Raw genomic sequence first — 20,159 nt, 5'->3', positions numbered from 1 at the left:
GCTGCATCATGTAAATCACAACAAGCTCCTTCTATTGTAAGAAAGAGCTTGCGCCAATTATGCATTTTTCTTAAGAATGTCTGCTTTGATGACAGGGACGTTCACCTTTTTAGATTGTCGTGCCTCTCTAAAGGTAACAAATGCTTTCGTTTCCTCATCCCACAGTCTGAATTTCATTGACTCAAGGCTTGTTTTCAACGTGATGGTTGGTACATTCTGTAGCGGCTCACTGTGCTCATGGGCATCCTCTAAAAGATAATTCGGTACCCTTGGACTTAAATGATGAACATGGTGATAGCCAATGTTACCTGTCAACCATTGAAGAAGTTTCGGCAATTTGTAAAAGGAGCTTCCTTCTACAGCTGCCTGCACATAGTTCCAATGTTCATCTGCTTCAAAGTAAGAATCCTCAAATGTATGCTGTACATAAAATAACCATACACCGATAGATCCTGAAATCAGGAAGATCGGACCTTGAACAAGCAAGAACTCCTGCCAGCCAAAGAGAAGGCACGTAGCGGCTGCTAATGCTATAATGGTCACGTTTGTGAAATATGTGTTCCAGCGCTCTTTTTTACGGGCACTTTTTACGTTGAAACGGTTTTTTAAGAGAAAAACAAAGATCGGTCCTAAAATAAACATCACAAAAGGATTACGATAAAATCTGTAGCGGAATTTCGTCCAAGCTGATGCTTCTTGATATTCTTTGACTGTTAGGAGCCAAATGTCGCCAGTACCTCGTTTGTCTAGGTTACTGCTTGTGGCATGGTGAATTGAATGATCTCTTTGCCATTGAAGATAAGGGAAAAGGGTGAGTACGCCCGTTACAAAACCGAACAGGTGATTCAGCGGCTTCTGTTTAAAAAAGGATTGATGGCAGCAGTCGTGAAAAATAATAAAGACGCGTACTAAAAAACCAGCTGCAATAACCGCAAAGAAGAGGGTTAAAAGGTAGGAGATGTTCAGGCTATAATAGGCAAGAAACCAAAGCCCCAAAAATGGAATAAATGTATTAAAGAGCTGCATGATACTTTTTTTCGAATTAGCACCAGAGAATTGGCCTACCTGTTTTCTTAAAGTGGCTTGCTGCTTCGAGTTTGTTGAAGTCGTCATGAACGTTCAAGTCCTTTCCGTTTCTTTCTACTTCAAAGTATAGAAGGAAAAGTGTCATGCTCATAGTAGCACCCATCATGTACTCGATATGACATTTGTCATGTTGAACGTCTAAAAGGCTGGCGGTATCAGGCTTTGTAAAGTGTTCTCATCATAAATAAAAAAGTAAAGGCTCAGAGCCTTCACTTTTTATGAACGTGCTTCATGTACTTTTAGCTGCTTGCCTTTAATGGTCGTGTCTCGCATGGCATTCAGTACAAGAGGACCTTTGCCGTTTAAAATATCGACATACGTTTTTGTATCTTGAATGGTAATAATCCCAATGTCATCGAATGCAACACCTTCGATTTTGGCAATGGTTCCAACGAAATCAACAGCACGCAGTTTCTTTTTCTTCCCGCCGTTAAAATAAAGCTTCATAATATCCTTCTCTACGCCTGCCTGTTTATTTTCCTTTTGAATCGGCGTTTCAATCTTTTCTTCGAAGCTTTCTACATGCTGCTCCGCTTCTTCCTTTGTTGGATAAGGCTGATTTTGAAAATCAATACGTGCATTCTGCTTTAATTCATCAATCAGCGGCTTCGCATTTTTGGTCATAAACGCAATCGTTTTCCCGCTTTTTCCCGCTCTTCCTGTTCGGCCTGTTCGATGAATATAGCGTTCTTTTTCATAGGGCAGATCGTAATGAATCACATGTGTCATATCACTGACATCAATGCCCCGTGCTGCGATATCGGTTGCGATCAAATAACGGAATTCACCGTTTTTGAATTCATCCATAACAGCAAAGCGGTCTTCTTGCCGCATCCCTCCATGAATTTTGTCACAAGGCACATCCCAATCGTCCAGCTTCATCGTGAGTTCATTCACTCGATCCTGTGTATTGCAGAAAATAATGCAGCTGTCTGGATTTTCAATGACGATCGTACGCTGTAGAAGAGAGAATTTCGCTTCTTCTTCCGTCTCAATCACGGTATGGGTGATTTGTTGTACAGACGTTTCCGCGCGTGCTATTTCTATCACTTTCGGTGATTGTAAAAACTGTTCGCTCAATTTTTTCATCTCATCAGACATGGTTGCTGAAAACAGCATCGACATGCGCTTGGGCGGCAGATATTGAATAATAGAAGAGACTTGATCAATAAATCCCATGTTCAGCATTTCATCTGCTTCATCTAACACGAAAAATTTGAGGTTTTCTAATGAAAGTGTCCCTTTTTCAAGATGATCCAAAATTCTGCCTGGTGTTCCGCATACAATATGATTTTTTTGTGCAAGCTCTATTTTTTGTGCTTGAAATGGGGCTTTTCCATAAATGGCGGCAGCTTTGATTCGTTTCAATCGTCCAAGGCTTGTGAGATCTTGTTTGACTTGCATGGCGAGTTCTCGAGTTGGCACAAGGACGAGGGCTTGCGGTTTATTTTCAGCCCAATCGACCATCTCACAAATCGGCAGACCATAGGCTGCTGTCTTACCGCTGCCTGTCTGAGATTTGACAATAAGATCCTGCTTTGAAAAAGCAACGGATAACGTCTCGTGCTGAACAGGTGTAGGTGTATGGAAGTGAAGCGCTTCTAGCGCTTGTTTTAATTCAGTGCTTAATGGATATTGATCAAAATGTTGTAATGTCATCGTGTTCTCCTTTTCGTACAATCATACTTGTGACATCATACCATAACCATGACCGTGATTGAAAAGACATGAAAAAAAGCCCCGTAAAGGAGCTTTTTGATTAAAGGAATCTGCGTTTTACTTTTTCCCAATAGGAGTTATCTTTTAATTTGACCGTTTTGATCACTTTGCCAGAAAGGCCGATGTCGATTTGTTTGACGTGTTTCGTGCCAAGCGCTTCGTTATCAAGCCCGATAATCGGATGGTCGTTTCCGTCCTGCACAACCTTCAGCGTTAGCTTGCGGTCACTGCTTAAAATAAAAGGAGCACCCAGTGTACGGTACGAGTTGTTATTTAGAGATGCAAGCTCTGTCACTTGCATACAAGGAAGCATCGGATCAACCACGGCGCCGTTTATCGATTTATTGTAGGCTGTTGAGCCAGTCGGAGTAGAAATAATCATTCCGTCTCCTCTAAAAGTTTCAAAGTGGAAATCATCTATATACACATCGATCACAAATGTTTTAATGATGCTTGAGCGGATTGACAGCTCATTTAAGCAATGAAACTGATTGGTGCTGTCAACGCTTACATCGATGATCGGATATTTTCTCACTTCAATTTGTTCAGTATTCATGGCATCAATCATTTTATCAAAGTGTTCTAATGAAAAATCGCAGTATAGATGCGAATTCTCTGTTTTTGATACCCCTACATACAAGCAGTCATCCCTGAAATTCGTTTTGCGGACTGCTTGAAGAAATGTACCATCCCCGCCAATTGAAGCAATAATATGGGCATCCTCTGCACGCTTGACGACTTGAAAGCCTTGATCAGTAGCGAGCTTCTCCAGAGAAGAAATGTGTCCATCCAATTCATGATCTTTTTTGTAAAAGAAAAATACATTGCGACGATTGTCTGTCATTGACGTTCTCCCCTTTGTTGTCAAAAGTAGATTTTAGAGTAATAAAGGGCTTACATGTGAACCCTTGCTCACATTTTACACTTTTTTCATATGAAAGTAAAAATATTAGAAAAACCTCTATGATGATCGCCTTCGTTTTTTAGAAATGAGTCAATGTAAGGGATTTGAAATGACAGGATTTGAGCATAATTGGATAGCTGTTTTCTCATGAAAGAATGGTCTGGGTGTTTCGTTGTGGGGGAGATCTAGCCTATTAGATGCAGCAAGAGGAGAAAAAAGTCAATTTTTCGTCATGTGTATCTCTTAGTAGACGATGTAAAGTTGATCGTAAATAAAGAGAGATGCTATCATATGATGAAATGAAATGTAAAAAAACCACAATTCCTGTGAAACATTTCATGTGAATATTCGTATCAATGAAGAGAGAAAAGAAGGAGGAGAAAAAGATGAATGCGAAAAGATGGGTAGCGTTAATCATTGCACTTGGCGTTTTCGGATTTTCAATTTTGATTAGTGTCACGACAGCTTTGTATGAAAGCTTCAATGACAATAAAATGAGCTATCAATTTGGTGATGAAATAGAAGAGAAGGTACTAGAGGATGGGAGCGGTGCTGGGAAAATTGCAGTTCTTGAGATTAATGGAACTATTCAAGATAATGGTGGTGCATCAAGTCTTTTAGGCGGAGAAGGTTATGATCATCGTGCATTCCTCAAAGAACTAGAAAAAGCGAAAGATGATGCTTCAGTAAAAGGTGTACTGCTACGCGTAAACTCTCCTGGTGGCGGTGTCTATGAAAGTGCGGAAATACATAAGAAATTAGAAGAAGTGAAAAAAGCGAAGAAGCCGATTTATGTTTCTATGGGGTCAATGGCAGCTTCGGGCGGCTACTACGTATCAACTCCAGCCAAGAAAATCTTTGCTTCACCTGAAACATTAACAGGATCGTTAGGTGTGATCATGCAAAGCTTGAATTATTCAAAGCTGGCAGATAATTTAGGCATTAAATATGAAACAATTAAGAGTGGAAAATTTAAAGACATCATGTCACCAAATCGTGATATGACAAAAGATGAGCGCGACATCATGCAAAGTATGGTCGATAACTCGTATGAAGGGTTTGTCAAGGTCATCTCTGAAGGACGCGGCATGTCAAAACAAGATGTGAAGAAAATTGCTGACGGCCGGATCTATGACGGAACACAGGCAAAATCGAACGGATTAGTCGATGAACTAGGATATTATGAAGATGCATTAAAAGCAATGAAGAAAAATGAAAAAGGCTTAAAAGGAGCGACAGTGATCAGCTATTCTCAAAACTTTGGCTGGAACTCTCTCTTCAATATGAGTGCAAGCAAACTCTTTAAAAGCGAAATTGATTTTCTCAATCTAAAAGAAACACTGGCTGGCTCAAACGGGTCTAAACCGATGTATCTCTATTCAAAATAAAGGAGGGATCATAGATGGATTCTACATTCGATGAAGTAACCGAAAGCCGTAGCCAAGAGGAAGAATCGAATCCGGCTCTTGCGAAGCGTGCAGTGATTGAAGCACAGGCGTTTGCAGGCTTTTGGATTAGGTTTTGGGCGTTTATTCTCGATTGGCTCGTCGTTTGGGGTGTCAACCATTTGACGGTTTCTCCAATTTTTAGTGTGTTTGGCTGGTCCAAAGGAGGCGGATGGTTTTCTCCATTTTCCGTCACAACGACGATTGTATTCCTGCTCTATTTTGCCATCATGACGAAAATCTTTCAGCAAACACTTGGTAAAATGGTGTTTGGGATTAAAGTGGTCTCGCTTCAGCCTGAGAAGAAGCTGGCATGGGATGTCATTTTCTTTAGAGAGATTGTGGGACGCTATATTAATACGCTTTTTGTTCTCTATGCAATTGTTGGGTTCACACCGAAAAAGCAAGGGGTTCATGATTACTTTGCCGATACGGTGGTCGTCCATGAACATCTATATGAAAAAACAGAATCAAACGTATAAAATCAGAAGAGTTTGGCCGTTACCGGTCAAACTCTTTTTTCATGATTGGGTATAAAATCCAGAATGAGAGCCATAATCGTAGGGGAAGCATCATTTGTTATGGAGGAAGTGAGCACAGTGCTTTACGTTTGGATCGCAGCTTTTTTGTTCCTTGTGATCTTATTGATCTTCATGAAAGTGACCATTTCACTGGATTATTCACATGCAAATGACAATGACCATCTTGCGCTGAAGATCATCACCTTCTATGGAATCATCAGACTCAAAAAAGACATTCCGATGGTAAAGGTCAATCCGGAAGATCAAACGATTGATATTCGTGAAAAGAAAATGGCGAGCGCCAAAACGCCTAGTCAAGAAAAAGAATCCATGCATAAAAAAGTGGGAAAGCGTGATATGAAGCAAATCCTTCATCAAATGGAGCGCATCACAAAAGAGATCGTCGATTTAAACCGGATCATGCGTAAGTTCTTCATTCGCATTAGAATTGTATCGTTTCACTGGTCAACATGGATTGGCTTTCATGACGCGGCTTTAACAGGCGTAGCAGCTGGAGGTGTGTGGTCAGTCAAAGGAGCGCTGCTTGCCTTTATGCAGGAGCATCTCACCTTTAAGCATAAACCAGTGTATGAAGTGATTCCTGCCTTTCAGCACAATGTGTCACAGACCCAGTTTACATGTATAGCTTATTTTCGTATTGGACATGCTATGCTTGCAGCCATTCGTTTACTTGTCCAATGGTTAAAAGGAAGAAAGGCGAGAAAAAGTGCCTCTCTTCAAGCAACGAAGAATGAATCATCTGTTTAAGGAGGAACCCGAAAATGGCAGATCATCCAATCCAAGGTCTCATGAAGACAGCGATGGAAAACTTAAAAGAAATGATAGATGTGAATACAATCATCGGCGATCCAGTCGAAACCCCTGACGGCAGTGTCATTCTCACTGTATCAAAGGTTGGTTTTGGATTTGCAGCCGGTGGCAGTGAATTTAACGGGAACCAAAAGAAAGAAAAGCGTTCTGATGATCAAGAACGAAAAGAACCGAGACTCCCATTTGGCGGAGGAAGCGGCGGCGGGGTGTCGATTACACCAATTGCCTTCTTAATTGTCGGAACTAACGGCGTTCGAATGCTACATTTGGATGAACACACACATCTGCTTGATAAAATATTGGATTCTGCTCCTCAAGCAATTGAACGTCTTCAGCACATGTTTAAGAAAGATGAACGGGAGAACCGTCATAAAGAACGAAAACTAGATGACATAGACCTTTAAAAAGTTAGCTGCGCCGCAGTTAACTTTTTTTTCAAAATGGACGATTAGGCTTTGCAGTTTTTTGCTTTCTCTACTATGATAGAACCATACATTTGAAAAGGGAGGAATTGTTTTGGCATCGATCACATTTAAAGGGAGCCCAGTAACGCTTGTAGGAAATGAAGTAAAAGTAGGCGAGCAGGCCCCTGATTTTACGGTATTAACGAACTCACTAGGGGAAGTTTCACTTTCTGATTTAACAGGAAAAGTGACGATCATCTCAGTGATTCCTTCTATTGATACAGGTGTGTGTGACGCACAAACAAGACGTTTCAATGAAGAGGCAGCCGGTTTAGGTCCGGTCAATATTTATACGATTAGTGCAGATCTTCCATTTGCACAAGCACGCTGGTGTGGAGCAAACGGAATTGAAAATGTTGAAACATTATCTGATCATAGAGATATGTCTTTTGGTGAAGCATTCGGTGTATACATGAAAGAATTGCGTTTATTAGCGCGTGCCGTTTTCGTGTTAGACTCAAACGGAAAAGTGGTTTACACTGAATACGTTAGCGAAGCAACGAATCATCCAAATTATGAAAAAGCCATTGAAGCTGCAAAATCACTGTTATAAAAGCAGCATCGACAAGAGCTCCGGCTTCATTCTGGGGCTCTTTTCAATGAGAACATATAGCTTTTAACAAAGCGAGGAGAGAAAAGCATTGCAGAAAGATCAAGTGAGTACGATTTTTGAGCTGCTCGATACAGCTTCTATTCGATTAAAAAAGGAACAAAGCATCTCCTATATTGAAGCATTGGCAGAAGCGGGAGAAGCTTTTTTTCAAGCAAATGATCGAGACGGGTTATTAAAGGATGTAATAGAAAAAGCAGATTTTGCCTCTTACGATCATGAACAGATTCGTAAAGCGTTTCAGCTCGCCGTACTAAAAGGACAAAAGGATATATCCCATCCAAATCGTCAAATGACCCCAGATACGATCGGGCTGTTTGTCAGCTATTTGGTGAATAAATTTTTAGAAGGACAAAAAGAGCTTGTTGTCTTTGATCCAGCAGCGGGAACAGGGAACTTACTGCTTGCTGTCTTAAACAATCTGACCGCAGAAACGAAGCGCGGTTTTGCCTCTGAAATTGATGATGTGCTCATTAAAATTGCTTGGGCACAGGCGAATTTAGAAGAAAAGGAAGTCGAGCTTTTCCATCAAGACAGCCTTGAACCGCTTTTGATCTCTCCAGTAGATGTCACTGTATGCAGCCTCCCTGTCGGGTATTACCCAAATGATGAGCGAGCCAAAGACTATGAATTAAAGGCAAAAGAAGGACACGCCTTCGCCCATTATTTATTTATTGAACAAAGCCTTCGTTATACGAAAGAAGGCGGCTTCTTATTCTTCATCATTCCAAACGACTTGTTTGAAGGAAAAGAAAGCGTACAATTAAAGGATTACATCAAAGATCAGGCCTATATGAATGCGTTAATTCAACTGCCGGTCTCCATGTTCAAGGACAAAAAACACGCCAAAAGCTTATTCGTGATGCAAAAGAAAAAAGAAGGCTTGGAAGCACCAAAACGGATGCTCTTTGCCAATCTGCCGTCCTTCTCACAAAAGGAATCGATGGTGGGCGTGATGAGAAAATTAGACCAATGGTTTATAGAAGAAAAAGAAACGAAAGAATAGCCAGAGTAATGTCTGGCTATTTTATTATTCAGAAAATAACGACTTATCGATGTAAGCGATAACAGTTCAAAGGTGCACTTGAAATGCAAAGTTTTCAATGTTTAAATGAAAAAGTCAGATATTTTTCGGACTTATCGTTAAACTATAAAAGACCCGTCAAACAGGTTGAATATAGCACCGAAAAAAACGTGAAACCTTATATAACAACTGAGTAAAAGGAGCGACAAGAATGTCCAAAATTATTGCAATCAACGCAGGAAGCTCATCTCTTAAATTCCAATTGTTCGACATGCCAGAAGAAACCGTTTTAACAAAAGGTCTTGTTGAAAGAATCGGAATGGATAACAGTATCTTCACGATTTCTGTAGATGGAGAAAAGAAAACAGAAATCACAGATATTCCAGATCATGCAGTAGCGGTCAAAATGCTGCTTGGGAAACTAACTGAATTCAACATCATCAAAGACTTTAACGAAATTGATGGTGTAGGACACCGCGTTGTTCACGGCGGAGAAAAATTCAGCGACTCTGTTCTATTAACAGACGAAGTGATCAATGACATTGATCAGCTTTCAGAGCTTGCACCACTGCATAACCCTGCAAACGTTGTAGGAATCAAAGCATTCAAACAAATTCTGCCTGACGTACCAGCGATCGCTGTGTTTGATACAGCTTTCCATCAAACAATGCCAGAGCAGTCTTACCTATACAGCCTTCCGTACGACTACTACAAAAACTTTGGTATTCGTAAATACGGATTCCACGGGACAAGCCATAAGTTCGTGACAGAGCGTGCGGCAGAGTTATTAGGCCGTCCTCTTGAAGAGCTTCGTTTGATCTCTTGCCACCTTGGAAATGGGGCAAGTATCGCAGCAGTTGAAGGCGGAAGATCAATCGATACGTCAATGGGCTTCACGCCACTTGCGGGTGTTGCAATGGGTACACGTTCAGGAAACATTGACCCTGCCCTAATTCCATTTATTATGGAGAAAACAGGACATACAGCTGAAGAAGTACTTTCTACTTTGAATAAGAAGAGTGGTCTCTTAGGTGTGTCTGGTCTATCAAGTGACCTTCGTGATATCGAAGAAGCAACAGAAGAAGGAAACGATCGTGCAGAAGTAGCGCTTGATATTTTTGCAAGCCGTATTCATAAATATATCGGTTCTTATGCAGCAAGAATGAATGGCGTAGATGCGATCATCTTCACAGCTGGAATCGGAGAAAATAGTTCAGAAGTAAGAGCACGTGTACTACGTGGTCTAGAATTCATGGGCGTATATTGGGATCCTTCCCTTAACAACATGAGAGGCGAAGAAGCATTTATCAGCTACCCGCACTCTCCTGTTAAAGTCATCGTTATTCCAACGAACGAAGAAGTCATGATTGCAAGAGACGTTATGCGCTTAGCATAATCAAAATGAAGAAGCTCTTTTCCTTATTGGGAAAGAGCTTCTTTCTGTTCAACGCAGCATGCTATAATGTTGTCCAAATAAAGCGAAAGGGTGCGGTGAGAAAATGAGTGTTGAAGAACATAAACGTGAGGCGAAGACGAGGCTTTATGTCAAAGTCATTACAGTCAGTGATACAAGAACGAAAGAAACAGATAAAAGCGGCCGCCTGATGATTGATTTGCTCAAAGAACAGGGACATCTCATTCTTGCATACGATATTGTCAAAGATGACATTGGAGCGATCCAAGACGTTGTACTAGAGGGAACAGGCGAACCAAAAATAGATGCCGTCTTGTTAAATGGAGGGACGGGAATTGCCGCAAGGGATGTCACCATTGAATCCATCACGCCTCTTTTCTCCAAAGAGCTACCTGGCTTTGGTGAACTCTTCCGCATGCTGAGCTATACAGAAGACATTGGTTCCGCAGCTATTTTGTCACGGGCAGCGGCCGGGGTCGTCAATCAAAAAGCCGTCTTTGCTACACCAGGCTCAACCGGAGCTGTTCGCTTAGCCATGACAAAACTCATTATTCCAGAGCTTCCTCACGTCATACGAGAGCTTGAAAAAGATCAAAAATAGCCCAAAATGACTCTGCCAAGAAAATTTGGCAGAGTTTTTTTCATAAAGGGGTTGAAAAAACAATTTTTCCTTGTTACAGTGTATACATACTAAATGCATGTTTATGAATTAAAACTTATTTTTATGCAAAAAACATTCACAGAACCAAAACAAGTGAGAGGAGCTTTTCAATCATGTCACAAAATAAAAAAGTCGTATTAGCATATTCCGGAGGTCTTGATACCTCTGTTGCAGTTAAATGGTTACAAGAACAAGGATACGAAGTCGTTGCTTGCTGCCTTGACGTAGGCGAAGGAAAAGATTTAGCATTCGTTCAACAAAAAGCCCTTCAAGTCGGTGCTGTTCAATCTTACATGATCGACGCAAAAGAAGAATTTGCTGAAGAATTTGCACTTGCTGCACTACAAGCTCACACGATGTATGAAGGAAAATACCCGCTAGTATCTGCGTTATCTCGTCCGCTTATTGCCAAAAAATTAGTGGAAGTCGCAGAGAAAGAAAATGCAGTAGCCGTTGCACACGGATGTACTGGAAAAGGAAACGACCAAGTTCGTTTTGAAGTATCCATTAAAGCATTGAACCCAGACCTAGAAGTTCTTGCACCAGTGCGTGAGTGGAAATGGTCTCGTGATGAAGAAATCGATTATGCACAAAAGCACGGTATTCCAATTCCGATTAACTTAGACAGCCCATATTCAATCGATCAAAACCTTTGGGGCAGAAGTAACGAATGCGGGATTTTAGAAGATCCTTGGGCTGCGCCGCCAGAAGGTGCATATGATCTAACGAATCCACTTGAAAAAACACCTGATACACCAGAAATCATTGAAATCACATTTGAAAAAGGAAAACCAACAGCGATTGACGGTATCCAGTATTCATTATCTGATCTCATCCTTCATTTAAATGAAGTCGCTGGTCAGCATGGTGTTGGAAGAATCGATCACGTTGAAAACCGTCTTGTGGGGATCAAATCTCGTGAAGTGTACGAGTGCCCAGGTGCTGTCACACTTCTAAAAGCACATAAAGAGCTTGAAGACTTAACGCTTGTGAAGGAAGTTGCGCACTTTAAGCCAATCATTGAACAAAAAATGGCTGAATTAATATACAACGGCTTATGGTTCTCACCACTCAAATCAGCACTAGATGCCTTCTTACAAGAAACACAAAAGAACGTAACAGGTGTGGTCCGTGTGAAACTATTTAAAGGCCATGCGATTGTAGAAGGACGTAAATCACCATATTCACTTTACGATGAAAATCTAGCGACTTATACAAAAGCAGATGAATTCGATCATGATGCAGCGGTAGGATTTATTAACCTTTGGGGCTTACCAACAAAAGTAAACAGCATCGTGAACAAAAAGGAGCAGGTTAAAGCATGAAAAAGCTTTGGGGAGGCCGATTTCAAAAAACACCAGAAAAATGGGTCGATGAGTTTGGCGCGTCCATCCATTTCGACAAACAATTAGTCAAAGAAGATCTGACCGGCTCCCTTGCTCATGCAAGTATGCTGAACAAATGCGGTATCCTAGACGATGAGGAGGCCGCTGCGATCAAAGATGGACTGAATACACTCATGAAAAAGGCAGAGGCAGATGAACTTGAATTCTCAGTGGATTATGAGGACATTCATTTAAACCTTGAAAAGATGCTGATTGATGAGATTGGTCCGCTTGGCGGCAAATTGCACACAGCGAGAAGCCGGAATGATCAGGTCGCAACCGATATGCACTTATATTTGAATAACCAAGTGGAGCATATCATTGAATTGATCTCTTCCTTTCAAACAGTGCTTGTAGAAAAAGCAGAACAGCACGTTGAAACGATTTTTCCTGGATATACACACTTGCAGCGTGCACAGCCTATTTCCTTTGCTCATCATATGCTCGCCTATTTCTGGATGCTAGAGCGTGACAAAGCGCGTTTCCAAGATTCATTAAAGCGAATTAACGTGTCTCCACTTGGATGCGGGGCGTTAGCAGGAACGACATTCCCGATTGATCGTGAATATACAGCAGAGCTGCTTGGCTTTGACCACATTTACGAAAACAGCCTTGATGGCGTGAGTGATCGGGATTTCATTTTAGAGTTTTTGTCTAACAGCAGCCTTGTGATGATGCATCTCTCACGTTTTTGTGAGGAAATCATTTTATGGTGCTCGCAAGAATTCAAATTCATTGAACTCGATGACACGTATGCAACAGGCAGCAGCATGATGCCGCAGAAGAAAAACCCGGATATGGCTGAATTAATCCGCGGGAAAACAGGCCGCGTGTATGGCAACCTGATGGGGCTTCTCACGATTATGAAAGGCTTGCCGCTTACGTATAACAAAGATTTGCAAGAAGATAAGGAAGGCATGTTTGATACAGTGAAAACCATCGCTGGCAGCCTCCAAATCTTCACCGGCATGATCCAAACGATGACAGTGAACGAAGATGTCATGAAAAAGGCAACAAAAGAAGATTTCTCAAATGCGACAGAAGTGGCAGACTACCTTGCGAAAAAAGGCATGCCATTCCGTGAAGCACACGAAATCGTTGGCAAGCTTGTGTATACATGTATTCAAAAAGGCATCTATCTAAGTGATCTTTCTTTTGAAACATTCACAGAAGCAAGCGATCTCTTTGAACAAGACATTTACACTGTTCTTGATCCATATGTGGCTGTTGAAAAAAGAACAAGTGCAGGAGGTACTGGATTCAAACAAATTCAGCTCGCTTTAGAAAAAGCAAAAGCCTGCCTAGCGTAACTGACAAAAACCATTCGTTTATACGGATGGTTTTTTGTCATGGGAAAAGGAGATTGATCATTGTTGGAGAAAATGAAAGCATACGAGCGTCAAGCTGAAGAGGGAGTGATAGCCGGCCATGAAGAAAACGCTTCAAGCTTTGTTTGATCAGCCGATCGTATCAGTTAAAACGTTAGGAGAACAATACGACGGACGCGCTAATGGTGTGTGGTTGATCTCCTTTCAGGATCAAACGGAATATGTGATAAAATCTCCTAAAACTGCTAGAGAAGAAAGTGAATTTGTGTATGGGATCAACATGATCTATGGAGTAAAAGCCCATAAAGTACAAGCGCATCTCGATCAAATCAATGAAAAGCTGGCTCAGACGAATTCCTTTCATATTCCGGAAGTTGTTCGTAAAGTGAAGAAGGCGGGGAAACTCTATCATGTCATGAAAAAAGTAGAAGGAACTCCCTTAACATCTTTTGAGGGACGTTCATCAGATTTCTATAAGGATTACGGTAGGAAACTAGCGCAACTTCATTCCTTTCGTATCCACTCTTTCGGTGCAGTATACGGAGCTGAAAAGAGGCAGTTAAGAGAATTCCATGCTCTGTTAAAAAAGGCTGTTTCGAAGCTCATAAGCCGCTATTACGCTGATCAGCCTGAATTTCAATGTTATGGAGCCATGGTGCAGCAAAAAATTGAAAAGCTAACTTCTCCTGATTCAGCCAGCCTCATTTTAATTGATTTAGATCCGTCGCAATATATTGAAAAAGATGATCAAGTGACGAGTCTAGTTGATACGGAGTATGTCGTATTTGGACCAACTGCATTTGATTTTATTGCATTGGAATACCTGTTGACGAAAGAGGCTGCACACGATGTTCAATTGGGCTATGAGGAGATTTGCCCGATTCCTCACCAGCTTCATGAAGTGAGAGAATGCTATCGTTTTGTTTCGCTGCTACTCGATATCCACGGCTCATGGGATCTGAACAAGTGGATGAACCACCCTATCCTGTTTTACCCGCGTCGATAAAGGGTTCAAAAGTGCGAAGGAAGCCGGTTTATAGTAAAGTAAAGATAACAAAAGAAACACATGAACTTGCAACCTTTGCTTTAGGAGGAGATTGTGTGCGACACGCATTAATAACAGCGGGTTCTAAAGGACTTGGCAGGAAAGTCACCGAGTCTTTACTGAATATGGGGTATTCTGTCACAGTGAATTATCGAAGTGATGATGAAGCTGTGCGGCAGATGAAAGAAGACTTACAGGCATACGAAGAAAAGCTTCAATTTGTTCAAGGAGATGTGACAAACAAAGAAGATTTAAAACACATGGTAGAGCTGGCAGCAGAGCGATTTGGGCGAATTGACGCTTTGATCAATAATGCCGGACCTTATATTTTTGAACGGAAAAAACTCGCGGATTATTCCGAAGATGAATGGTATCAAATGATGGAAGGCAACCTATCTGCTGTGTTCCATTTGTTCCGAATGGTGATTCCGATGATGAGAAAGCAAGGCTTTGGCCGTATTGTCACATATGGCTTCCAAGGGGCAGACCATGCGCCGGGATGGATGCACAGATCAGCTTTCGGAGCGGCAAAAGTAGGGCTGGCGTCATTGACGAAAACCATTGCGATTGAAGAAGCCGAAAGCGGCATTACCGCCAATATGGTTTGCCCAGGCAAAATCGTTGGAGACATGAAAGAGTCGACAATAGAAGAAGCACGACAGATCAAAGACGATGAAACGCCGATTGGCAGGTCTGGTACTGGAGAGGATATCGGTCGCATCATTTCCTTTTTATGCGATGACCGCTCAGACCTCATTACAGGGACCGTTATTGAAGCAACAGGTGGTCTTAACGTCATTCACAGACACTAAGTTTTTCAGGTTTTGATACAGGGAATAGATAAAATGAGATCAAATTCGAAAGGTGGATATACTCACATGAAAGCTACATATCACGGACATTCAGTCGTACACATTGAAACAAACGGATACCATATTTGGATTGATCCATTTTTAAATGGAAATAAACACACAGATATCAAGCCGCAAGATGTCAAAGCGGATGTCATTTTGCTCACACACGGGCATGGAGATCATATCGGTGACACCATTGAAATCGCTAAAAACAATGATGCGCTTATTGTCGCGCCATTCGAACTTGCCACTTATTTAAGCTGGCAAGGGGTAAAAACGCACCCGCTTTCTATTGGAGGCGGACGTGAATTTGAATTCGGTAAAGTCAAGCTTACGCAAGCGTTCCACGGTTCAGCACTCATTGATGAGGAAAAGCAGACGATTACGTATACAGGGATGCCATCAGGTATTTTATTTACCGCAGAAGGTAAAACGATTTATCATGCTGGAGACACTGCCCTCTTTTCAGATATGAAACTGATCGGTGAGCTGAATCATATTGAACTTGCCTTCCTGCCAATCGGTGATAATTTCACGATGGGACCGGACGATGCAAGAATCGCAGCCGAATGGCTTCGTGCTAAGCAAGTCGTTCCGATTCACTATAGCACATTCCCGCCGATTGAGCAGGACCCGCATGCATTTGCAGACAGCCTGCATGGCGGCGTTGGCCATGTGTTAAACAGCGGAGAATCGATCGAGATTTAATCAACATAGCAAAAAGCTGGCACTCAAATGCCGGCTTTTTTTATTTACAAGTATTGTGCTGAAAAAAGACAAATTGCTATTAAAAGCCTCCTGCCTTTATAATGAAACATAGATGAAAACGCTGAAAATAAAAAGGGTGAACGGGATTGGCGACAAAGCATGAACAAATTTTATCGTATATTGATTCATTAGATGTCGGAGAGAAAATCTCTGTCCGGCGTATTGCGAAAGAAATGAAAGTGAGTGAAGGGACCGCTTACCGGGCCATCAAAGATGCTGAAAATAAAGGATTCGTCAGTACGATTGAACGAGTCGGCACCATTCGAATTGAACAGAAGAAAAAAGAAAATATTGAAAAACTCACATATGCGGAAGTGGTCAATGTCATTGACGGGCAGGTGCTTGGAGGACGAGCAGGTTTACATAAAACGTTGAATAAATTTGTCATCGGAGCGATGGAGCTTGATGCGATGATGCGCTATACGGCAGCTGGCAACCTGCTGATCGTCGGAAACCGAATCAATGCCCACAGGCAAGCATTAGAGGCAGGAGCAGCTGTGCTGGTCACGGGTGGATTCTCAACAGATGATGAGATTATTCAGCTCGCAGATGAGCTTGAGCTGCCCATTTTATCAACAAGCTACGACACATTTACCGTAGCAGCGCTCATTAACAGGGCCATTTATGACCAATTAATTAAAAAAGAGATCGTACTTGTGGAAGATATTTTAACACCGATAGAACGAACGGTGTATTTATCACCAGAAGATAAGCTTGAAAAATGGTATGAAAAAAATGATGAAACTGGCCACGGCCGCTTCCCGGTCGCAGATGACCAAATGAAGATTCACGGCATTCTCACTTCAAAGGATATCGCAGGGCATGACCGCTCCACACCAATTGAAAAGGTGATGACGAAAAATCCGCTGACAGTCATTGGAAAAACCTCTGTTGCCTCTGCTGCCCAAATGATGGTATGGGAAGGCATTGAGGTGCTTCCAGTTGTCGATGATTATGCGAAACTGATTGGGATGATCAGCCGTCAGGACGTGCTGAAGGCGCTTCAAATGATTCAAAAGCAGCCGCAGGTCGGAGAAAAACTGGATGATGTTGTCTCAAGAGGGTTTAAAGAGACCGATACAGAAAAACCAAAGGCAGATGCCGTGTATCAATATGAGGTCACACCACAAATGACAAACCAGCTCGGAAACATTTCATATGGTGTGTTCACGCAAATTTTAATTGAATCCGCCAACCGTTTCTTAAAATCTCATAAAAAAGGGGAACTGATCGTCGAAAGTCTCTCTGTCTACTTCCTAAAACCGGTTCAAATGGAATCCACGATACAAATCAAGCCGAATATTTTAGAAGTAGGCCGCAAGTTTGGAAAGCTGGAAGTGGAGGTTTATCATCAATCGAATATCGTCGGTAAAGCGATGCTGATGGTGCAGCTCATGGAGAGAGGATAATCTGCTGAAAAAGACAAAGGGCTAAAATAACCATCATTTTAGCCCTTCTCTCATTATGCGTGATCTTTTTCGCCTTCCTTTAAAAAGAGCGGAAGGTAATGCTTGTAGGCTTTATATCCAGCCCACGTACTGCCAATACCGACAGCAACAAAAATAAATCCAATGACAAATGCGAGTGACGAGCGGTTTAAAAATAATTGATTCACACCGAAGAGCAGGACAAAGCACCCAAGTGCCATACTGGATTTCGCCGACCAGAATTTCTTCTCGACTGGACGGTTCGTACGGACATTCTTTGCTTTGTAGTATAAATAAAACATGGCAGAACAAATAATAAACACAATCAAAACTAGCATGTGCCAAGCCTCCATTGTAATTGGTTACAACCCTATTTTAAACGTAAATAGGCTTGCTTACTAGAATAAATTGTCTATTCCTCACTTTTCCGTCAGGATAGATTATGATTTAATAATAAAAAGAGTATCGCATAAGAAGGAGTTTTTATGAAAAAAGAACTGATTAGAACCATATCATTATATGACACCATCATCATTCATAGACATGTAAGACCAGATCCAGATGCGTATGGATCGCAGTGCGGCCTTACGGAAATCTTGCGTGCGACCTATCCAGAAAAAAATATTTATGCGACAGGAACCCCGGAGCCATCCCTTTCATTTTTATATGAACTTGATGAAGTGCCGGATGACGTGTACAAAGATGCCCTTGTCATTGTCTGCGATACAGCCAACCAAGCAAGAATTGACGATCAGCGCTATTCAATGGGTGATAAGCTGATGAAAATTGACCATCATCCAAATGAAGATCCTTATGGTGATTTGCTTTGGGTGGATACAGAGGCAAGCTCTGTGAGCGAAATGATTTATGAATTGTATTTAGAGGGGAAAGAAGAAGGATATCAGCTGAATACAAAGGCGGCAGAACTTATTTATGCCGGCATTGTAGGAGACACAGGCCGCTTCCTTTTCCCAAACACGACGAAAAAGACGCTCAAATATGCTGGGGAACTGATTGAATATCCATTTTCATCTTCAGACCTTTTCAATCAATTGTATGAGACGGATCTGAATGTCGTGAAATTAAATGGCTATATTTTTCAACATATTTCTTTGTCAGAGAATGGAGTCGCTTCTGTATTCATTAAGCAGGATATTTTGGAATCGTTCCAAACGACAGCGCAGCAAGCCTCACAGCTTGTTGGAACACTTGGGAATATTGCAGGGATTAAGGCATGGGTCTTTTTTGTGGAAGAAAATGATCAGATTCGTGTGAGATTCCGTTCGAAAGGCGTCGTCATTAATACCATTGCGAAAAAATATCATGGCGGCGGCCACCCGCTTGCAGCTGGTGCGTCTATTTATGATTGGGCCGTGGCAGATGAGATTTTGCGTGATTTAGAAGAAGTATGTAAATCATCATCATGAGAGAGGGGGCTTCAAGTCCCCTCTCTCTTTTTTTGTCATGGAGAAAAGGGTTACTTGCATACAGGGATAAACCAGCAGCCGATGTCAGTTGAATCTTCATAGGCTTGGAGATTTTGATGCTTTAATTCTTTTTTAATTAAATGAGCCATCATTTCTGTCTCAGCATAAGCGCACATGCCGTCTTTGATCCGGCTTGCTTTGTCTCTTGCCATTTGACGATAGCTATAAACCTCCATTGTCCTCACCTCTTTCTTTTTCAGATCTCGTTCTACTTTTAGTGTATAAAAATTAAGGGGGAAAAGCGATCATTGAGGGCAGAAATTCATAAAAATTCCACATGATCATTTATTCAGCAAATGAAATGCGCACTTCAAGTGAGAGCTTCGTATAAATCGTCAGCTCTGTCACTTTGGCGCGGTATGCCTTTTCCCGAATGGTATATTCTTTGTTTTCGACCGTGCGTTTTAATAATTCCTTTGTTTTATAGACACTTTCAATATCCTTTGTAATGACCTCTGAGATATCCTCCTTGACCTGATCTTCAAATTTTAGCGTGTCTGGCTCTGGGATTTTATACTGCTCACGATTGACGAGATGGACATCTACGCTTTGGATCAGCAGCCGCTTCTTATTATCCTCATTTAACTTATGCAAATCTTCCCGATAGAGTGTGATTTGTTCTTTCAGACTGTCCATATGGTGCTGCTGGCTTCTCAGCAGTGTCACCTGCTTTTCCTGAAAGGTTCCGTATGTAAAGAGGAAAATGAGCCAGCTCACAATCGCACCAAACATCATCCCCGCAAAAAAACGCTGCCAGCCTGGACGTTTGTAAAGCTCCGGCACCCTCATGATGACACATGCTCCTGTGTGAGCCACGTGATAATGAGATAACCCGTTTGCGCACCGCCCATGGCAGAGACAATTAATAAAATCTGCTTGAAAATATCACGGGTGTTTCCCTCGAAAATGCCTCGTTCAAAGCTATAAACAGCATCAAACGTTCCCCCGATGGCTGCGACAAGCGCCCAAATCTTTAAACGGTTGGCAAGACTCGTAATAATGGATAAAGGCGGCTGACCTGATAAATAAGCACCAACACCGCCGATAATGGCACCACCCAAAATGACTCCAAGCGCAATAAAATAACAGCTGATAAAATTTGGAATAAAAGCTTCCTTCACATCCATTTTGTCCACCTCACTCTATTCAATATATGGTGCGTGCGGGACAAGTATGAACAGAGAGA

Annotated in this window: 22 protein-coding genes; 15 read left to right on the top strand and 7 right to left on the bottom strand. The window is 41.7% G+C overall.

Features of this window, described 5'->3' with window-relative positions; genetic code table 11:
- Positions 1-57 precede the first annotated feature (57 nt).
- From C5695_RS14535 to C5695_RS14525, 3 genes are all read right to left on the bottom strand, one after another.
- A complete protein-coding gene (locus C5695_RS14535) occupies positions 58-1,113 on the bottom strand; it encodes a Delta(5) desaturase DesA (RefSeq protein ID WP_117731331.1) in 1,056 nt (351 codons plus the stop codon).
- Positions 1,114-1,302: 189 nt separating this feature from the next.
- Positions 1,303-2,745 carry a DEAD/DEAH box helicase gene (locus C5695_RS14530; protein WP_117731330.1) on the bottom strand — a complete coding sequence of 481 codons (1,443 nt, stop codon included), beginning with the start codon at positions 2,743-2,745 and terminating at the stop codon, positions 1,303-1,305.
- A gap of 100 nt (positions 2,746-2,845) precedes the next feature.
- On the bottom strand, positions 2,846-3,649 hold the full coding sequence (locus C5695_RS14525) for an NAD kinase (protein WP_117731329.1): 804 nt from the start codon (positions 3,647-3,649) through the stop codon (positions 2,846-2,848).
- A 446-nt stretch (positions 3,650-4,095) separates the two neighbouring features.
- Here C5695_RS14525 and sppA point away from each other — a divergent pair, with 446 nt between their 5' ends.
- The 14 genes from sppA (at position 4,096) to C5695_RS14455 (ending at position 17,468) form a co-directional block, all read left to right on the top strand.
- On the top strand, positions 4,096-5,097 hold the full coding sequence (gene sppA, locus C5695_RS14520) for a signal peptide peptidase SppA (RefSeq protein WP_117731328.1): 1,002 nt from the start codon (positions 4,096-4,098) through the stop codon (positions 5,095-5,097).
- A 14-nt stretch (positions 5,098-5,111) separates the two neighbouring features.
- Positions 5,112-5,636: an RDD family protein gene (locus tag C5695_RS14515; protein WP_117731327.1), complete on the top strand. Its 525-nt coding sequence runs from the start codon at positions 5,112-5,114 to the stop codon at positions 5,634-5,636.
- Positions 5,637-5,735: 99 nt separating this feature from the next.
- A complete protein-coding gene (locus C5695_RS14510; RefSeq protein WP_117731326.1) occupies positions 5,736-6,443 on the top strand; it encodes a DUF2953 domain-containing protein in 708 nt (235 codons plus the stop codon).
- 14 nt (positions 6,444-6,457) lie between these two features.
- The gene (ytfJ, locus tag C5695_RS14505) at positions 6,458-6,910 is read left to right on the top strand and encodes a GerW family sporulation protein (RefSeq protein WP_003216488.1); all 453 of its coding nucleotides are present in this window, start codon (positions 6,458-6,460) and stop codon (positions 6,908-6,910) included.
- A gap of 112 nt (positions 6,911-7,022) precedes the next feature.
- The gene (tpx, locus tag C5695_RS14500) at positions 7,023-7,523 is read left to right on the top strand and encodes a thiol peroxidase (protein ID WP_117731325.1); all 501 of its coding nucleotides are present in this window, start codon (positions 7,023-7,025) and stop codon (positions 7,521-7,523) included.
- An 88-nt stretch (positions 7,524-7,611) separates the two neighbouring features.
- Positions 7,612-8,586 carry a class I SAM-dependent methyltransferase gene (locus C5695_RS14495; protein WP_117731324.1) on the top strand — a complete coding sequence of 325 codons (975 nt, stop codon included), beginning with the start codon at positions 7,612-7,614 and terminating at the stop codon, positions 8,584-8,586.
- Positions 8,587-8,815: 229 nt separating this feature from the next.
- Positions 8,816-10,000 (top strand): acetate kinase, encoded by a 1,185-nt coding sequence (locus C5695_RS14490; protein ID WP_117731323.1) that lies wholly within the window; start codon positions 8,816-8,818, stop codon positions 9,998-10,000.
- Positions 10,001-10,103: 103 nt separating this feature from the next.
- The gene (locus C5695_RS14485) at positions 10,104-10,619 is read left to right on the top strand and encodes a MogA/MoaB family molybdenum cofactor biosynthesis protein (protein ID WP_117731322.1); all 516 of its coding nucleotides are present in this window, start codon (positions 10,104-10,106) and stop codon (positions 10,617-10,619) included.
- A gap of 173 nt (positions 10,620-10,792) precedes the next feature.
- Positions 10,793-12,004 carry an argininosuccinate synthase gene (locus C5695_RS14480; RefSeq protein WP_117731321.1) on the top strand — a complete coding sequence of 404 codons (1,212 nt, stop codon included), beginning with the start codon at positions 10,793-10,795 and terminating at the stop codon, positions 12,002-12,004.
- Entirely contained in the window at positions 12,001-13,374 is a 1,374-nt protein-coding gene (gene argH / locus C5695_RS14475; RefSeq protein WP_117731320.1) for an argininosuccinate lyase, read from the top strand. The genes C5695_RS14480 and argH overlap by 4 nt, the downstream gene beginning before the upstream one ends.
- Before the next feature lie 118 nt (positions 13,375-13,492).
- The gene (locus tag C5695_RS14470) at positions 13,493-14,398 is read left to right on the top strand and encodes a phosphotransferase (protein ID WP_117731319.1); all 906 of its coding nucleotides are present in this window, start codon (positions 13,493-13,495) and stop codon (positions 14,396-14,398) included.
- Positions 14,399-14,493: 95 nt separating this feature from the next.
- On the top strand, positions 14,494-15,249 hold the full coding sequence (locus C5695_RS14465) for an SDR family oxidoreductase (RefSeq protein ID WP_117731318.1): 756 nt from the start codon (positions 14,494-14,496) through the stop codon (positions 15,247-15,249).
- Between the two features lie 66 nt (positions 15,250-15,315).
- Positions 15,316-15,999, top strand: coding sequence for a metal-dependent hydrolase (locus tag C5695_RS14460; RefSeq protein WP_117731317.1), 684 nt, complete (start codon positions 15,316-15,318; stop codon positions 15,997-15,999).
- A 146-nt stretch (positions 16,000-16,145) separates the two neighbouring features.
- Positions 16,146-17,468 (top strand): CBS domain-containing protein, encoded by a 1,323-nt coding sequence (locus C5695_RS14455; protein ID WP_117731316.1) that lies wholly within the window; start codon positions 16,146-16,148, stop codon positions 17,466-17,468.
- Between the two features lie 53 nt (positions 17,469-17,521).
- Here C5695_RS14455 and C5695_RS14450 read toward each other — a convergent pair whose 3' ends face one another.
- Positions 17,522-17,824 carry a YtpI family protein gene (locus tag C5695_RS14450; protein WP_003216665.1) on the bottom strand — a complete coding sequence of 101 codons (303 nt, stop codon included), beginning with the start codon at positions 17,822-17,824 and terminating at the stop codon, positions 17,522-17,524.
- A 147-nt stretch (positions 17,825-17,971) separates the two neighbouring features.
- Between C5695_RS14450 and C5695_RS14445 the strand changes: the two genes are divergently transcribed.
- Positions 17,972-18,913, top strand: a complete 942-nt coding sequence (locus C5695_RS14445) for a DHH family phosphoesterase (protein WP_003216520.1) — start codon at positions 17,972-17,974, stop codon at positions 18,911-18,913.
- A gap of 50 nt (positions 18,914-18,963) precedes the next feature.
- On the opposite strand, the gene C5695_RS14440 is transcribed toward C5695_RS14445, so the two are convergent.
- From C5695_RS14440 to C5695_RS14430, 3 genes are all read right to left on the bottom strand, one after another.
- Positions 18,964-19,149: a YtzJ family protein gene (locus tag C5695_RS14440; RefSeq protein ID WP_003216400.1), complete on the bottom strand. Its 186-nt coding sequence runs from the start codon at positions 19,147-19,149 to the stop codon at positions 18,964-18,966.
- A 109-nt stretch (positions 19,150-19,258) separates the two neighbouring features.
- Complete coding sequence (ytrI, locus tag C5695_RS14435) at positions 19,259-19,762, bottom strand: sporulation membrane protein YtrI (RefSeq protein WP_003216226.1); 504 nt, start codon at positions 19,760-19,762, stop codon at positions 19,259-19,261.
- On the bottom strand, positions 19,759-20,100 hold the full coding sequence (locus C5695_RS14430; RefSeq protein ID WP_034661856.1) for a sporulation membrane protein YtrH: 342 nt from the start codon (positions 20,098-20,100) through the stop codon (positions 19,759-19,761). The genes ytrI and C5695_RS14430 overlap by 4 nt, the downstream gene beginning before the upstream one ends.
- Positions 20,101-20,159 lie beyond the last annotated feature (59 nt).

It is taken from the genome of Bacillus pumilus, assembly GCF_003431975.1.
GTDB lineage: Bacteria > Bacillota > Bacilli > Bacillales > Bacillaceae > Bacillus > Bacillus pumilus_N.
The sequence above is the reverse complement of the archived record's forward strand: the minus strand, read 5'-3'. Positions and strand labels throughout refer to the sequence as shown.

Bases quoted from the DNA above. Each gene is read 5' to 3' on its own strand.
- C5695_RS14535 (WP_117731331.1), bottom strand. From the start codon at position 1,113: ATGACGACTTCAACAAACTCGAAGCAGCAAGCCACTTTAAGAAAACAG.
- C5695_RS14530 (WP_117731330.1), bottom strand. From the start codon at position 2,745: ATGACATTACAACATTTTGATCAATATCCATTAAGCACTGAATTAAAA.
- C5695_RS14525 (WP_117731329.1), bottom strand. From the start codon at position 3,649: ATGACAGACAATCGTCGCAATGTATTTTTCTTTTACAAAAAAGATCAT.
- sppA (WP_117731328.1), top strand. From the start codon at position 4,096: ATGAATGCGAAAAGATGGGTAGCGTTAATCATTGCACTTGGCGTTTTC.
- C5695_RS14515 (WP_117731327.1), top strand. From the start codon at position 5,112: ATGGATTCTACATTCGATGAAGTAACCGAAAGCCGTAGCCAAGAGGAA.
- C5695_RS14510 (WP_117731326.1), top strand. From the start codon at position 5,736: ATGGAGGAAGTGAGCACAGTGCTTTACGTTTGGATCGCAGCTTTTTTG.
- ytfJ (WP_003216488.1), top strand. From the start codon at position 6,458: ATGGCAGATCATCCAATCCAAGGTCTCATGAAGACAGCGATGGAAAAC.
- C5695_RS14490 (WP_117731323.1), top strand. From the start codon at position 8,816: ATGTCCAAAATTATTGCAATCAACGCAGGAAGCTCATCTCTTAAATTC.
- C5695_RS14485 (WP_117731322.1), top strand. From the start codon at position 10,104: ATGAGTGTTGAAGAACATAAACGTGAGGCGAAGACGAGGCTTTATGTC.
- C5695_RS14480 (WP_117731321.1), top strand. From the start codon at position 10,793: ATGTCACAAAATAAAAAAGTCGTATTAGCATATTCCGGAGGTCTTGAT.
- argH (WP_117731320.1), top strand. From the start codon at position 12,001: ATGAAAAAGCTTTGGGGAGGCCGATTTCAAAAAACACCAGAAAAATGG.
- C5695_RS14470 (WP_117731319.1), top strand. From the start codon at position 13,493: ATGAAGAAAACGCTTCAAGCTTTGTTTGATCAGCCGATCGTATCAGTT.
- C5695_RS14460 (WP_117731317.1), top strand. From the start codon at position 15,316: ATGAAAGCTACATATCACGGACATTCAGTCGTACACATTGAAACAAAC.
- C5695_RS14450 (WP_003216665.1), bottom strand. From the start codon at position 17,824: ATGCTAGTTTTGATTGTGTTTATTATTTGTTCTGCCATGTTTTATTTA.
- C5695_RS14445 (WP_003216520.1), top strand. From the start codon at position 17,972: ATGAAAAAAGAACTGATTAGAACCATATCATTATATGACACCATCATC.
- C5695_RS14440 (WP_003216400.1), bottom strand. From the start codon at position 19,149: ATGGAGGTTTATAGCTATCGTCAAATGGCAAGAGACAAAGCAAGCCGG.
- ytrI (WP_003216226.1), bottom strand. From the start codon at position 19,762: ATGAGGGTGCCGGAGCTTTACAAACGTCCAGGCTGGCAGCGTTTTTTT.
- C5695_RS14430 (WP_034661856.1), bottom strand. From the start codon at position 20,100: ATGGATGTGAAGGAAGCTTTTATTCCAAATTTTATCAGCTGTTATTTT.